The sequence below is a fragment of the Paenibacillus sanfengchensis genome, assembly GCF_036864765.1.
GTDB classification, from domain to species: Bacteria; Bacillota; Bacilli; order Paenibacillales; family Paenibacillaceae; genus Fontibacillus; species Fontibacillus sanfengchensis.
This window is the reverse complement of the sequence record NZ_JBAGJC010000002.1, coordinates 374,111-388,579: the sequence shown is the minus strand read 5'-3', so window position 1 is coordinate 388,579 and position 14,469 is coordinate 374,111. Positions and strand designations below refer to the sequence as shown.

8 protein-coding genes are annotated in these 14,469 nt (G+C 56.7%); 6 read left to right on the top strand and 2 right to left on the bottom strand.

Features of this window, described 5'->3' with window-relative positions:
* Positions 1 to 124: 124 nt before the first annotated feature.
* Positions 125 to 1,126, bottom strand: coding sequence for a phosphate/phosphite/phosphonate ABC transporter substrate-binding protein (locus tag V4U84_RS05135; protein WP_334072381.1), 1,002 nt, complete (start codon positions 1,124 to 1,126; stop codon positions 125 to 127).
* A gap of 191 nt (positions 1,127 to 1,317) precedes the next feature.
* Here V4U84_RS05135 and V4U84_RS05130 point away from each other — a divergent pair, with 191 nt between their 5' ends.
* The 3 genes from V4U84_RS05130 (at position 1,318) to V4U84_RS05120 (ending at position 5,851) form a co-directional block, all read left to right on the top strand.
* A complete protein-coding gene (locus V4U84_RS05130) occupies positions 1,318 to 2,922 on the top strand; it encodes a bifunctional metallophosphatase/5'-nucleotidase (RefSeq protein ID WP_334072380.1) in 1,605 nt (534 codons plus the stop codon).
* Positions 2,923 to 3,413: 491 nt separating this feature from the next.
* Positions 3,414 to 3,962, top strand: coding sequence for a class I SAM-dependent methyltransferase (locus V4U84_RS05125; RefSeq protein WP_334072379.1), 549 nt, complete (start codon positions 3,414 to 3,416; stop codon positions 3,960 to 3,962).
* A 188-nt stretch (positions 3,963 to 4,150) separates the two neighbouring features.
* On the top strand, positions 4,151 to 5,851 hold the full coding sequence (locus V4U84_RS05120) for a methyl-accepting chemotaxis protein (RefSeq protein WP_334072378.1): 1,701 nt from the start codon (positions 4,151 to 4,153) through the stop codon (positions 5,849 to 5,851).
* Positions 5,852 to 6,165: 314 nt separating this feature from the next.
* Here V4U84_RS05120 and V4U84_RS05115 read toward each other — a convergent pair whose 3' ends face one another.
* Complete coding sequence (locus V4U84_RS05115) at positions 6,166 to 6,765, bottom strand: YkoP family protein (protein WP_334076854.1); 600 nt, start codon at positions 6,763 to 6,765, stop codon at positions 6,166 to 6,168.
* A 279-nt stretch (positions 6,766 to 7,044) separates the two neighbouring features.
* On the opposite strand from V4U84_RS05115, the gene V4U84_RS05110 reads away from it, so the two are divergent.
* The 3 genes from V4U84_RS05110 (at position 7,045) to V4U84_RS05100 (ending at position 14,383) form a co-directional block, all read left to right on the top strand.
* Positions 7,045 to 9,660, top strand: coding sequence for a DUF2339 domain-containing protein (locus V4U84_RS05110; protein ID WP_334072376.1), 2,616 nt, complete (start codon positions 7,045 to 7,047; stop codon positions 9,658 to 9,660).
* A 219-nt stretch (positions 9,661 to 9,879) separates the two neighbouring features.
* Complete coding sequence (locus V4U84_RS05105) at positions 9,880 to 13,956, top strand: tail fiber protein (protein ID WP_334072375.1); 4,077 nt, start codon at positions 9,880 to 9,882, stop codon at positions 13,954 to 13,956.
* A gap of 193 nt (positions 13,957 to 14,149) precedes the next feature.
* Positions 14,150 to 14,383, top strand: a complete 234-nt coding sequence (locus V4U84_RS05100) for a hypothetical protein (RefSeq protein WP_334072374.1) — start codon at positions 14,150 to 14,152, stop codon at positions 14,381 to 14,383.
* Positions 14,384 to 14,469 lie beyond the last annotated feature (86 nt).

The following is a 14,469-nucleotide window of genomic DNA, read 5'->3' as shown; positions in this document are numbered from 1 at the left end:
ATCATCCTTTTTGAAAGTTTATCGTAAAAAAACGCATAGCCAGCCGGGTGCGGGGCACTCCGACTGGCTTGCATCGTGTCTTGCCGATCTGCTGGAAAGAGGGACCGAGCCTCGAAATGCCGGACTACTCGGTTTTTACCTTTTCGCCGTATTGACGGACAACGTCGAAGTTGCTGTCCTGGGATTTGACGTAGCCTTCGTGCGTGTAAATCTCGGAAATAATCTTGTGCCCTCCTTCGCTCTTGCCGATTTCAATAAACGCGTTCTGCAGCTTTTCGATCCATTCCTTGCTCATATCGGAGCGGACGCTGATCGTATCATTCGGGATTTTCTCTGTGTAAGTCAGCACGCGCGTATCTTCGAATACCTTCGGATAGTCGCCCTTCACGATGTTGCGGGCATCCTGGAAAATCGCCGCCGCATCCACGTCGCCGTTCAGTACGGCCAGCACAGCTTGGTCATGGCCTTTTACGGTGATCGGCTCGACATCTTTCAGCGGATCCAGCCCGGCATCCATAAGGGAGGCCGCCGGCCATACATATCCTGCCGAGGAAGTCACGTTTTGATAAGCGATTTTCTTCCCTTTCAAGTCAGCCACCGATTGAATCGGGGAGTCTTTCTTTACGATAATCATCGCTTTGTAGAAGTCGACCAGCTCATCGGTCGGTTCGCCGGTTTCGTCTTTTACGCCATAGCGTTGAGCCTGAAGAATAACCTCGGCGGCTCCTTTTTCTTTGGCCAGGACATAAGCGGTTGGAGGCAGGAAGCCTACATCCACTTGCTTGGATGCCATCGCTTCGACGATGACGTTATAGTCGGTGGATACGCTGACTTCGACCGGGATGCCGATCTTGTCGGACAACAGCTTTTCCAAAGGTTTAGCTTTAGCTTCCAGCGTATCCGCGTTTTGTGAAGGAACGAATTGGACGGTCAGTTTCTCGGGAACATAGCCGGTATTCTCCGGCGCCGGATCGGTCTTGGCGGCATCGCCCTGCGACGCGTTTTGCTGGCCGGAATTGGCCGCTGCCTTGCTTCCGGTATTCGTGGCGGCCTGATTGGCTCCGCAGCCGCTGATCACGGCGATGGACAGGAACAAAGGCATAAACAATTTCGTAAGCTTTTTCAAACGGGATGACCTCCAAAATTTAATAGTTTAGTCTTACTCGTTCCACTATAAGGACGGACTATTAACGGGGGGTTAGACAAATGATAATTTTTTGTAAAGTGATGGAAATTTAATATGGATCTGAAGATTGGCTGCTAGAATCGGAGGAGGAATAAGAGAATAAGAATGCGATTAAAGGGGAATACGACGGGATGAATACGAAACTGGACGAAAAGAAAAAGCAGCTCACGACCCTCACTATTTTGGCGACGAGCGATATTCACGGGTATATTTACCCCACCGATTACCGGAACCCGGACGAGCGTCCGCTCGGTCTGGCCAAGCTGGCGACGCTGATCCGGCAGGAACGCCTCGGCGATCCCGACCTGCTGCTGCTGGACAATGGGGATCTGATCCAGGGTTCACCGCTGGCCGCGTACACGTTCAAGCAAGGGGAGGGGACCCACCCCGCCGTGGCGGCGCTGAATGAGCTGGGCTATGATGCGGCCGTACCGGGCAACCATGAGTTTAACTATGGACCGGACCTGCTGCGCCGGGTGATGGAAGAATCCGCCTTTCCCTGGTTGTCGGCCGGAATTACGGACAAAGCAGGAGAGCCGGCGTTCGGGGCTCCTTATATCGTAAAAATGGTGGGGGCCATCAAAGTCGCCGTACTCGGCGTAACTACGCATTATATCCCCAATTGGGAAAACCCTGCGCACATTCGGGAATTTGAATTTCACGATGCGCTGGAAACCGTTAAGAGGTGGGTGCCGCGGGTTCGGGAGGAAGTTCGGCCGGATGTCATGATCGTCTCCTATCACGGGGGATTCGAACGGGATTTGGCGGAGGGCGAACCGGCCGAGCGGCTGACCGGAGAGAATCAGGCCTACGCCATGTGCGCGGAGGTGAAGGGCATCGATGTGCTGATCACGGGGCATCAGCACCGGCTGGAGGCCGGCGAGGTGAACGGCGTGGTGATCATCCAGCCGGGCTGCAACGGGCAGGCCTTGGGGAAGATCACGCTGGAGCTGGAGCGTGATGGGGACGGCCGCCGCTGGGCGATCCGCGGCAAGCGGGCCGAGCTGCTGAAGCCCGGGGCGGAGACGGCGCCGGATGCCGCGGTGCTGGCGCTATGCCGGGCGCTGGAGGAGCGGACGCAGCGGTGGCTCGATGAGCCGATCGGCCGCACGGACGGCGGCCTGCGGCTGAGCAGCCCGCTGGCCGTGCGGCTGGCGGAGCATCCGTTCATCGAGTTCGTCAATCGCGTCCAGATGGAAGCCGCCGGCGCCCCGGTATCCTGCACGGCGCTGCTGAACGAAGCCTCCGCCGGATTCGGCGAGGTGATCACGCGGCGGGACGTGCTCACCAACTTTATGTACCCGAACACGCTGGCCGTGCTCCGGCTGACGGGGCGGGACATTCGGGCCGCATTGGAGCAGACGGCGCATTATTTTACGGTCGGTCCGGACGGACAGCCCGCCGTCAACCCGGCTTACCTGATGCCGAAAGCCCAACATTACAATTACGACATGTGGGAAGGCATCGAATATATCCTGAATATCGCCAATCCGGCGGGCAGCCAGGTTAGCGTTTTGCGGTACGAAGGGAAAGACCTGGCGGACGACCTTGCGGTGGATGTGGTGATGAACAATTACCGGGCCGGGGGCGGCGGAGACTACGACATGTTTAAAGGAAAAGAAATCGTCCGCGAAATTCAGATCGACACGGCGGATTTAATCGAAGCTTATATTGCGGAGCGGGGAACGATTCCGACGGTGTGCAATCATAATTGGAAGGTGGTTGTGGAGGGGTGAGATAAAGCACGCGCAGCGGTCGGGCGGATGGATAGCGGCAAATAGAGTCGCTATTAAGCCCAAATGGGCGGACACGGCCATAGTTGAGCCAAGGGCGTCTCCTGGGCGGTGGATTAACGGGAAAACCTCCCGGTAATCGACTCGCGAATGGACAGGGGCAAGAATTACCCGGAAAAAGTACCGCTAATTTGCCAAAATCGGGCCGGATTGGCCGAAATGGGCTGAATTAGCGGGAGGAATTCCAGGTAAATGGCCAGGAGCCCGCCGGGTGGGCGAAATTAACGGGAGGAAATCCCGTTAATTCGAGAGAACGGCTAGAGCGGACAATACACCCAGAAGTTCGAGGCACTCAGGTGAAGGATGAGTTAGTTGAGTGATATGCTTGGCATGCGGTGTTAGGGAGCGGTAGAGGATGGAGGCAAGAGCAGGCACGTTTTCTTTCCTTCCGGCTCCTCAGCATTCCTTGTACAATGGAGCGAGGAGGCTGAAGGATGATGACAACCATGAACTTCATTTTATCCGCTGCTTTAATCGTTCTCTTTCTGCTGGCCGCCGGTTCCATTGTGTATTCCAGCTGGCGAAACGGAATTTCGCCGATGCCAACGGGCTCGGCCGTCCGGCGCCAGGTCATGGCCGAACTGAGGCGGGTGCCGGACGCAAAGGTGATGATCGAAGCCGGGTCCGGCTGGGGAACGCTGGCCTTGGAAGCGGCCAGGAGCCGGCCTGACCTGCAGGTCATCGGGATCGAAAATTCTCCCCTGCCGTGGGCGGTATCCCGGTGCTTGACGCGTTGGGGGGCTTTTCGAAATGTAGTGTTACATAGAAGGGACCTGTATGCGTATCCTTACGGCGAGGCGGATGCCGTGGTGTGCTATCTGTATCCCGGCGCCATGACCCGGCTGGATGGGATTTTTCGCGAAAAACTGAAGCCGGGAGTGCGGATCATCAGCATTTGTTTTGCGCTTCCCGGATGGAAACCGGAACGGGTGATCACCTGCGGAGATATGTACCGGACGAAAATCTACGTTTACAAATCCTGAATTATGACATTAATCGACAATAACATTTACAAAAGAAGCGCGAAATCCATTTTATTCGACAATAATCGATTTATTCATACAAATCTTAGATTTCCCCCTTATAATGGACTTACTTCCGCTGCGGATTGACGATGAGCAGGCCCGGTTTGGAAGAAATCGGTTGACCATGAAAGGGTGGATTTGTACATATGATGAGCGGAAAGCGTATGAGCATCGGCACCAAAATCAATCTCATCGTCGTTGGCATTTTGTTGCTGTTTTCGACGGCTACGGCTTTTGTCGCTGTGGAACGGATGAAAAAAGGAATCGAGTCCTTCGCGACGGCGAAATCAAAGAGCGACCTGAAATTGGCTTCCCGATGGCTGGAGGCTCGGTATCCCGGCGCTTGGGAGATTCGGGATGGCCGGTTATACAAGGGGAAGACCCTGATTAACGGTAATGAGACGCTTGTGGACCAAATCGGGGAGGCCACCGAGGACACGGTTACGATTTTCCAAGACAAAGTCCGGGTGACGACGAATGTGATCCATGAGGGGAAGCGGGCGGTAGGAACCGAGGTTTCACAGCAGGTGGGGGACGTTGTTTTAAAAAGCGGCCAAAACTACTACGGTAAAGCGGTAGTGGTCGGAAAAACCTATCAGGCGGCCTATGAACCGATCAAAAGCGCCGACGGCAAGACGATCGGCATTTTTTATGTCGGAGCTTCACAGCATTTGATTGAAGAAATACAGCAGGATTTTATCTTTGCTTTCATAATTGTGGTGGGCATCGCGATCGCGGTGGCCTGTGCCGTGATCATTTGGTATATACGCCGGATGCAAAAGCGTCTTGCCGCCATGGCGTCCGCTATGGAGCGGGCGGGAGAAGGGGATTTCTCCGCTTCGATTCAAGACATGTCCGGCGATGAAATCGGCCATCTGGGGGGCGGCTTTAACCGGATGGGGGCCAGTCTCAAAGCGCTGATCCGTCAAGGGCTTGAGGCCTCGGAAAAGGTGGCGGCTTCCGCGGATCAGCTTAAGCATGTCGCGGAAAGAACAAACAGCGAATCGTTGCGGATTGCCGCTTCGATGGGGCAGGTCGCCGAGGGAGCGGAGAGTCAGCGACACAGCACCGCCGAAAATGCCCGGGCGATGGAAGAAATCGCCCAGGGCGTGCAGAATATCGCGATGCATACGGTCGAAGTCGCCGAATCGGCGAATCGCTCCCGGGAACAGGCGAATACGGGGGCGGGTTATGTGAGCCGGACGATGCGGCAGATGGACTCCATCGCCAATTCCGTACGCAATACGGACGAAGTTATTCAACTGTTGGATGAGAAATCCCGGGAGATCGCCGGCATGCTTGAACTGATTCGGGGCATATCGACGCAGACGAACCTGCTTGCGCTGAACGCGTCCATCGAGGCCGCGAGAGCCGGCGAGGAGGGGCGCGGTTTTGCGGTCGTCGCTTCCGAGGTCCGGAAGCTGGCGGAGCAGTCGGAGGCGTCTTCGCTGCGGGTGGCCGGGGTCCTTCAGGAAATCACACAGGATGTGGGCCGGTCCAAAGGGGCGATGGCGGAAGTGATGAAGGAGGTTCAAGCGGGGCTGGAGCTTTCGCGGCAAACCGGCCGGAGCATCGACGGCATCGTGGAATCCAATGCCCGGATCGCGGAGCAGGTCGAGCAGCTCGCGGCGACGGCGGAGGAGATGTCGGCCGGCATCGAAGAGGTCTCCGCTTCGGTGGCGGTGATCTCCGATATTGCGAAGGTCACGAGCGAAAATTCCAGCGAGGTGTCGGACTCCGCAAGAGCCCAGCTTGCCGCAGTCGAGCGGCTCCAGGAGTCGGTGGTGCTGCTGTCGCGGGTGTCGGACGAACTGCAGGGGACGCTCGGGCGGTTCAAAGTTAATTAATAGAAGCCCGTTAGCTGGGCAAGACGAAAAAGGGGGTCGCCCCATTCGTAGCGCTATGTTGCTGCGGTGGGATGGGCCTCCTTTTAGATTAGCTGGAATTTCTCCAGTTAATCTGGCTTATACCGCCTTATATGCACAAAATAGCTGGAAAACCTCCATCTAATTTTCAGTGATAAAGCGCTTATTCGCCTCGTAATATCGAATTACTGGGAGGTTTTCCCGTTAATCGCTCGTCCGTGAGTGGATTCGGGTTGATTAACGGGAGGAATTCCAGTTAATTATAGGGCGAACGTGCTGTGGAGGTAACGACGGCCCTACCCTGTTTGTTTCGCGGGGGAAAAACGCCGCAGCAGGGCGTTGCGGGACATGACCAGCCGCAAGGGCACCAATTTCTCGGCATGCGGGGCGATTCGCTGCCCGTTTCGCGGATGGAAGACCGAGAGCAGCAGGCGGAGGTAGGACGTGGTAAACGCGCGGAACGTTCCGTGTTTCAGCGGATGGGTTTCAAAGCCCAATCCGTGGGTAATCCCTCTGTGGAGCAGTGTAATGCCTTGGAGCGCTTTAACCTGCCCCAGCTTGTGGTGGGTTTCTATGTCCGCGCAGATTTCCCGCATGGAGCTGCGAAGCAGCCGCGCTACCCGCAGGGCGACCTGGTTAGCATTCTGGCTGCGCAGCATCTCGAGAATGATCCGGTTATCGAGGTGAAGCTCGCCGACCCAATCGCCCGGAACAATTTGCGTGCCGTCCTGACAATCGATGACCGGTCCGCGGTATTTGGTCACGAACATTTTACATATCCCGTAATTGCCGGAATACAGGGATCTCGCCCGGCTCCACCGTTCAAATCCCTGTTCCCAGGCCATCCATACGTATTGAATCCACCTTTTGAAAATAGGAGTAGCCGCCGCTTGCATCGGGAGCAACCTCGCTTTCCATATATCCATAATTTAGTCCATGATCGCTTTCAGTATAACGATTCGCCGGACTGATGAAACCCGGCGGACGTCGCAAACGCGTCCAGACCGAAGTCCAGTTTTCGGGCTGGACCTCGGCATTTTTCGGCTGGACCGGGGGACTTTGGAAGCATTTTTTGGGAACGAAGAACCGGCAGGAATCAACTTATTGTAAAATAGGATAGATTGCTGCTTCATAAAGCGGTATTTTCCGCAAGTCATTGTACATGGAGGAAGGGAATGAAGGATTTTAGGGAACGGTTAAATGACATCAAGAAGGCACAGAACCGGCTCGCCCAAGAGTACGAAGTGCTGTTGGCGGAGTACGAGAGTACGGGCGATGTTGCCAAGGAAAATGAAACGCTGCGGCAGCGGTATTCCGAATATCAGCGCCGGGTAGAGGAATTGGAGACCCGGCTGCGCGAACTCGAGCGGGAAAACGGCGGCCTCCGGGCGGTACTGTCCGAACAGCAGCCTCGGGAGATTACGGCGCCGGATCAGATGTCGCAGCAAAGGCTCGAGGCGCATTTTTCCGCGGCCCGGCATGAGCACCAGAGCCGGCTGGATGCGATCGAGCAGGGGGCGAAGGAGCGGCTCCGCCGGTTCTATGAACAGGCGGACAAATACCTGGAGGCGGACCAACAGGTGATCGCCGCCAAGCTGGCGCAGTTCGAGGAGGAGCTCGGCCACCGTATGGGGGCTCATCGGCAGCATGCGCTGGAGGGCGAGCGCCAGATCCGCAGCCAAGCCGCGCAGGCTTATGCCTCGCAACCGGCCCTGACTGCGGGACCAGCCGCGGAGAATCAGGCCGCCATGACTTCTGCGCCGATGTATCAACAGGGGCAGGCCGAGAAGAAGCGGGAACGGCTGGAGATGAGGATCGGCCTCAACTGGATCAACAAGCTGGGGATTCTGCTGATTCTGCTTGGCGTGGTAGCGGCGTTCCAGTACTCTTTTTCAAACTGGTTCAGCGGGTATGCGAAGGGAGCATCCTTCTTCCTGCTCGGTATCCTGATGCTGGGCGGCGGGGAATGGATGTTCCGGCGAAAGCAAAAAACGTTTGCTCTCGGCTTGCTGGGCGGCGGGATTTCCGTGCTGCACGGCTCGGTATTCTACAGTTATTTTTTGCTGGATATCATCGGCTTGACGACGGGACTTGTCCTCTCCGTGCTGGTTACGGCGGCGGCTGTGTTCTTGTCGCTGAGGTACGATTCCCGGACGATTTGTGCCTTCGGTCTCGCCGGCGGGTATCTGCCTTTATATTCGTATATGATTGCGTTTGGTCTGCACGAAAACACCGTTTATGCGGCGATGGGCTATCTGCTCCTGCTTAACGCTTCGATTCTGGCGGTTTCCTTCCGCAAGCGGTGGCTCGTCATTCAGTACATAAGCTTCGCCCTGCATATGGCGACCATGTTGATCCTTACAGCCATAGCCGACAACGCGGCGGCAAGCATGGTTTACTCGGTCATCGCCTTTCTCATGTATCTCGGCATCACGCTATATGTGCCGTTCAAGTATGGCTCCAAGCTGTCCTGGTGGGACTTCAGCCTGCTGGCCTTGAATACGGTCATCAGCTGCAGCACCTTGCTCGGGCTGCTGGAGATCGCCGGCTGGGACGCCTGGCGCGGCGGGCTGGCGCTGCTCTTTTGCCTCGCCTATCTGGGACTTGCCCGGTTGTCCCGCAAATACCTGGCGCAGGAAAAAGAAACGCGCCTGTTGTTCTATGGGACTTCGCTTACGTTTTCCCTGCTCATTGTCCCGTTTCAGTTCGGCATTCACTACATGTCGTTGGCCTGGCTGGTGGAGGGGCTTCTGTTGTCGGTGCTCGGCCATCTTTACCGTTACAAAGGCCTGGAGCGGATCGGCTGGGGAATTATCGGACTTTGCGCCGGGGCGTTTATCATCATCGACTCGATGATCAGTTTGCTCGGCTTTGATTCGCTGGATTTTGCCTGGAAATATACATTCATCTCCCTGGGGATTTTTGCCCTCACCGTATTCTACGGCATCCGGCTGCAGGATGAAGGGGATGCCCGGCGGTACAACCCGGCGGATCGGACGATGCTCCGTACAATCAAATACACGGCGATGGTGAATATCTGGCTCTACCTGCTTTACGAGACGGGCCGGATTTACAACCATTTCATGCCGGTATGGTCGGACCTGTACGAGTTTTACGACAGGCTTCTGGTCTCCGCGGTCACGCTTGCTTTGGCTTACGGCTTATCTAAAGCCGCATTCTTGCACGACTTGTTCGTAAAATACTATGTCCGGGTCTTGTATGCCTGCGGGTATCTGGTATGCGTAGTGTTGACGATGTCGGTGTCGGCCCTCCAAGAGGTGTCCCATTACAACTCGGCCGGAAATTATATCTCCATTGTGATTTTGGTCGTGTTCAATCTGATGGTGTTCTTCAGCGGACGCGACCTGATCGCCGGTTTGCTGGAGCCCCATCCGAAGCGTCGGGAATGGTATCCGATTATTCTTGGGGTATACCTGCTCGGAATCATTTCGGCCTTCCTGGCCGTCCAATTCCATTTGGGCGAGATCGGCTGGCTGTTTAGCCTGGTGTACCTGCTGCTGGCGATCGGCTATATCATCTACGGATTTCGCTACAAGTATTTGCAGATCCGGCGCATCGGTCTGGGACTAACTTTGCTGGCGACCGGCAAAATGCTGCTCTTCGACCTGGAGCTCATGACGACGGCCAGCAAAATCGCCGCTTATTTCAGCTTTGGCGTAGCTTTGCTGGGCATCTCTTATATTTACCAAAGGGTGTCGAATAAAATATCGGCGGAGGCGGCGGAGCGCGCGAAGCCGCACGAGGAACAAGAGGAAGTACAACCTAGCTAGGAACCACGGTCGGTAGCAGTTTGTTTGCCAGATCGCGAAGTCGAGCTGAAGGAGCAAAAGCCTGATTCAGAGGAAGCGAAGCCTCTGGGTCAGGCTTTTACGTGTTATACGGAAATTGAGGAAAAATATTCAATTACAATAGATCGATTTAGTAATATAATTATTTTTAATCTATTAATTTTAAAAATATTAAAATGAAATCGATCGGGGGCTGTTTCATTGAATCGAATCAAGAATCGGGGGCGAGCCGGCATCGTCGGGAAAGCCCTTCTGGCACTTTTCTTAATGGTGCAGCTTGTGCTGGGAGGCTTCTTCCCGACGGAGCAGAAGGCGCAGGCTGCGGCCTCTTATCCGTTTATAGGAGAAATTCGCCTGTTTCCGTATAACACGGGGGTTAACGGCTGGATTTATTGCGCGGGCCAGGAGCTGCCGATTGCGGGAAACACGGCTTTGTTTGCCATTATCGGGAACAAGTTTGGCGGTGACGGCAAACGCACATTTGCCGTACCGGATTTAAGGGGATATGAACCTCTTAAAGGGACAGGGTACTATATGGCTCTGGAAGGGACTTATCCAAACTTTGAAGATTCGGACCACGGGGAGCAGAGAGAATTAGGCGAGGTCCGGATGTTTCCCTTTTTTCCGGGGCGTTATTTGCACGGATGGTTGCCAACTGATGGCGGGACGCACATCGTAGCGGAATATCCCGAGCTGGCGGCCATGCTGGGAGACAAATTCGGGCCGCGGGAGGATCCGCAGTTTTTTCAGCTCCCGGCCATAGAGGTTCCACCCTTGGTTGATGACCAGGGCCGTCAGGCGTTGTCGTACTATATAGCCACGTCAAAAACTTCGTCATCGCTTGGGGACACCGACTATTACACCGGTGAGCTTGTGGCTTTTCCGATGAAGTGGGCGGGGTCTCCGTGGGCGGAAGCCGATGGCCGGGCGGTGCCCAATGCGGGAAATGAGGAGCTGCTGGGGTTAATGAACGGGTTGTACGGAGAGGGGGCGGATTCTTTCAAGCTTCCGGACCTGCGGAATAACGCGCAATCTTTGAGCTATTATGTTGTTGGTAAAGGCATTATTCCGCTTCGAGGGCTCGATCTTCCCGAGCCGCAGCCTGACGGGTATGCCGTCGCTCCGGACAATACGCTCGCCGTTAATCGCCAAAACGGGGTGCTAAGCAATGATGCGGATGGGGTTACGGCTAAAATCATGGATTCTCCGGCGCATGGAACGATCCAATTCAATAAGGACGGCTCCTTTACTTACCGTCCGACCGCAAGCTATACAGGTATGGACGAGTTTACCTATATCGCCAGCAACGATAACGGAAGCAGCGAAAAGACGAAGGTAACGCTGACGGTCGAGGAATTGGAGCCGACCATCAGCGGGGTGACGGACGGCGCTGCTTACCGAAGCGATGTGACGATTGAATTTGCGAACGGGACAGGCAGGCTGAACAACGCTGCTATTGCCAGCGGATACACGGTTAGCCAGGAAGGCGCATATCAGCTGGTTGTGGCATCTCCCTCCGGCGTGAAATCCAAAACGGTTGCCTTTACGATTGACAAAACGGAACCGATGGTAACGGGGGTTACAGAAGGCGGAGTATACAATACGGCCGTTACCGTTTCTTTTGACGAAGGTACGGCCCTGCTGAATGGAGAGCCGTTTGCGAGCGGCGGCACTGTAACCGCGGAAGGTGTGTACAAACTGGAAGTGACCGATAGCGCGGGGAACAAAACGACGGTGAATTTCTCGCTCTACCATTCTCGGGTCGTCACCTTCGACAGCAACGGCGGATCGCCTGTAGCCGGCCAAACGGTTAATTATCAGGAAGCCGCCACCGTTCCGGCCGATCCGGTCCGGGATGGCTTCCGTTTTGCGGGCTGGTTTGAGGATCGCCTGCTCGTGACGCCGTTCGACTTCTCGACACTGCTGACGCAGAGCATCACACTCTACGCCAAATGGATCGACACGGCCGCGCCGCTGCTTGTTTCGTCGTTACCGGCAAACGGTGCGCGGAATGTTCCGGTGACGACCGCTCTGGAAATGAGCTTTAACGAACCGGTAACCCCGGTGGCGGGGAAATTCATCCGACTGACCAAGCAAAGCGACGGCACGTTGGCGGATCAGATACCAGCGGAGGATGCGGTAAACCTTGGCGGGAACCGATACCGGGTCGACCGGGGCGTCTCGCTCGAATATGACACGGAATATTACGTGGAAGTCGACCCCGGTGCATTTGTTGACGGAGAAAATAACGGGTTTGAAGGAGGGGCCGGACCGCAAGGGTGGAGGTTTAGGACGGAACGCGCACCCGTGTCGGCTCCACCCGCCCCAACCGACCTTGCGGCGATTCCCGGTAACGGAGCGGTAACCCTGAACTGGAGTACGGTGACGGGGGCAACGTATTACGAAGTTTATCAAGGGACGGCGCCGGGAGAATATGGGGATCTTCCGGTCCATACCGTTACGGACGCCGTATACAACGCGGAGGGGTTGACCAACGGAACGACCTATTATTTTGCGGTAAAAGCAGGGAACGCGGGAGGGACCAGTGCCTATTCAAATGAGGCGGCAGCGACGCCTGCGGCTCCGGCCCCGCCGGGCGAAGCGGATTTAAGCGGCCTTTCGATTTCGAGCGGAGTGCTGCGACCCGGCTTTGATCCGGCAGTTGCCAATTATGCGGTCAGTGTTCCGTACAGCCTGACGCAGCTCGCGGTCACGCCTGTTGCGGCCGATCCGTTTGCACGGATTACGGTAGCGGGAGTATCGGTGCCTTCCGGCAAAAGCTCGCCTCCCGTCGATTTAAAGGTGGGCTTGAATTTTATCGAAATTCGCATTGAAGCGCAAAATGGCGGCTTGAAAACTTATGGCATCACTGTAACCCGGGAAAAAGAGGAGCCGCAGCAGCCCGGCCCGAATCCGGGTTCCGGATCAAACGGCGGCTCCAGACCATCCAGGGGGAGCGGCTCCGGCGGAGCAAACCCGGGAACCTCGGCTCCTGTACCGTCCCGGCAAGGACAGCTGGAAGTGCTGGTTAACGGGCAGGCTTGGCAGGAACCGATCGGCAAAGCCGTTATGCTGGGGAAGGAAGGGGGAGCCGGAGCCGTATGGTCGGCCGAGTTGAATTCGGAGGGCCTGGCGAAGCTTCTGGCCCGTTCAGTTCCGGAGTCGGTCATCGAAATCAGCGCCCCCGAAGGAGCGGAGGCCACGGAAGTACTGCTGGACGGCCGGACCCTGCTTGCATTGGCGGATAAAAAGGCGGTTTTGGCGGTTCGCACGCCTTTGGGCTATTACCGATTCCCGGCAGACTCGGCAGCGGCGGGGCAGCCGGGGTTCAGCGCCAAGATTTCCATAATGAAAGGCGACCCGACCGAGCTGGCCGCCCTGCAAAACGCCGCATCCCGGGAAGGGTTTAACCCGGTCGGAACACCGGTGAACTTTACGGTCACGGCTTCCTTTGCAGGCAAAACCGTCCCTGTCGAGCGGTTCGACGCCTTCGTGCGGAGGGAGATCCCGCTTCCGGAAGGCGTGCGGGCGGACAGCGTAACCGGGGCCGTGGTGGTCGAACCGGGCGGTACGGTTCATCCGGTGCCCTTCTATATCGAAGAGCGCGGCGGCATCCGGTTTGCCGTCATCCATAGTCTGACGAACAGCACTTACGCGCTCGTCGGCAAACCGGTCGCTTTCGCGGATATGGCGCATCATTGGGCCGGGGCCGCAGTCAACGGCCTCGCTTCCAGAATGATCGTCCGCGGAGCCGACCCGGCGCATTTCCAGCCGGACCGGGCCGTTTCCCGCGCGGAGTTCGCCGCGATGCTGGTTCGCGCGCTGGGCTTGAACGAACGGAGCGATGCGGCCGCCGGGTTCACGGATGTCACGGCGAACGACTGGTTCGCCGGGGCCGTGGCTCGTGCAACCGAGTATGGCCTGATCCAAGGCTATGAAGGGAGCGTATTCGCGCCGGCGCGGACGATTTCGCGCGAAGAGGCGATGGTCATGATCGGACGGGCCGCGGAACTCGCGGGACTGCCGGGGCCGGCATCCGCCGGAACGGCCAACGCCGAAAGCCCGGCCGATGGGCCGCTCCCCGCCTTTGCGGATTGGGCGGACGTCAGCGCGTGGGCGAAGCCCGCGGTAACCGCCGCCGTCCGGCAGGGGCTCGCGGGTGGCAGCGGCGGCAAACTGCTGCCGCAAGACAGCATCACCCGGGCCGAAACCGCGGCCTTGATCGAGCGTTTTCTGGTGCAAGCCGGTTTGATCGGCCGCGGCGAAGGCGCGGAATAATGGAAATCCCCCGAAACGGGTATGGCACAGCTAGGGAGCTGGCCTGCTCGTTCCGGGGGATTTTTTTGAGGCGTCATTAACTTGAGGCGCTCCGTTAATTTCACAACACAGTCCCCCGCTATGTAACTTCCCGGCCCCCTACAACGTTTAACTAGTGAAGAAGGATAGAACGGAAGAAAGGTAGCGTTGCCGGATGTCCACATTGCTCATTGTTGAAGCCGAATATGGCGCTGTTGAAGGCCGATGCGCTTTACGCAGGGGACTCAGCTTCATCATTGTGCTGATCGGCGTGCTGAACTACAATAATACGGTCATCACGGACATGCGTGTCCGTGTGGCCGATCTTTTCCGTGATACCGTTCCTGCCGCTCCTTTCTGCGGCCGTCACCCTGACGGTCTGCCGCCTGCCCAAAGGCCTCGATCGTAAGAGGCTGCGGGAGGCGGAGTGAACGTAAAAAATTGGTAGTCATGTTGTCCATGGCTTCTGTATACTACTTTCAGAAGGAGATGAGT

Excerpts from the sequence above, each read along its gene's own strand:
- V4U84_RS05120 (WP_334072378.1), top strand. The coding sequence starts at position 4,151 with ATGATGAGCGGAAAGCGTATGAGCATCGGCACCAAAATCAATCTCATC.
- V4U84_RS05130 (WP_334072380.1), top strand. The coding sequence starts at position 1,318 with ATGAATACGAAACTGGACGAAAAGAAAAAGCAGCTCACGACCCTCACT.
- V4U84_RS05115 (WP_334076854.1), bottom strand. The coding sequence starts at position 6,765 with ATGCAAGCGGCGGCTACTCCTATTTTCAAAAGGTGGATTCAATACGTA.
- V4U84_RS05125 (WP_334072379.1), top strand. The coding sequence starts at position 3,414 with ATGATGACAACCATGAACTTCATTTTATCCGCTGCTTTAATCGTTCTC.
- V4U84_RS05100 (WP_334072374.1), top strand. The coding sequence starts at position 14,150 with ATGTCCACATTGCTCATTGTTGAAGCCGAATATGGCGCTGTTGAAGGC.
- V4U84_RS05110 (WP_334072376.1), top strand. The coding sequence starts at position 7,045 with ATGAAGGATTTTAGGGAACGGTTAAATGACATCAAGAAGGCACAGAAC.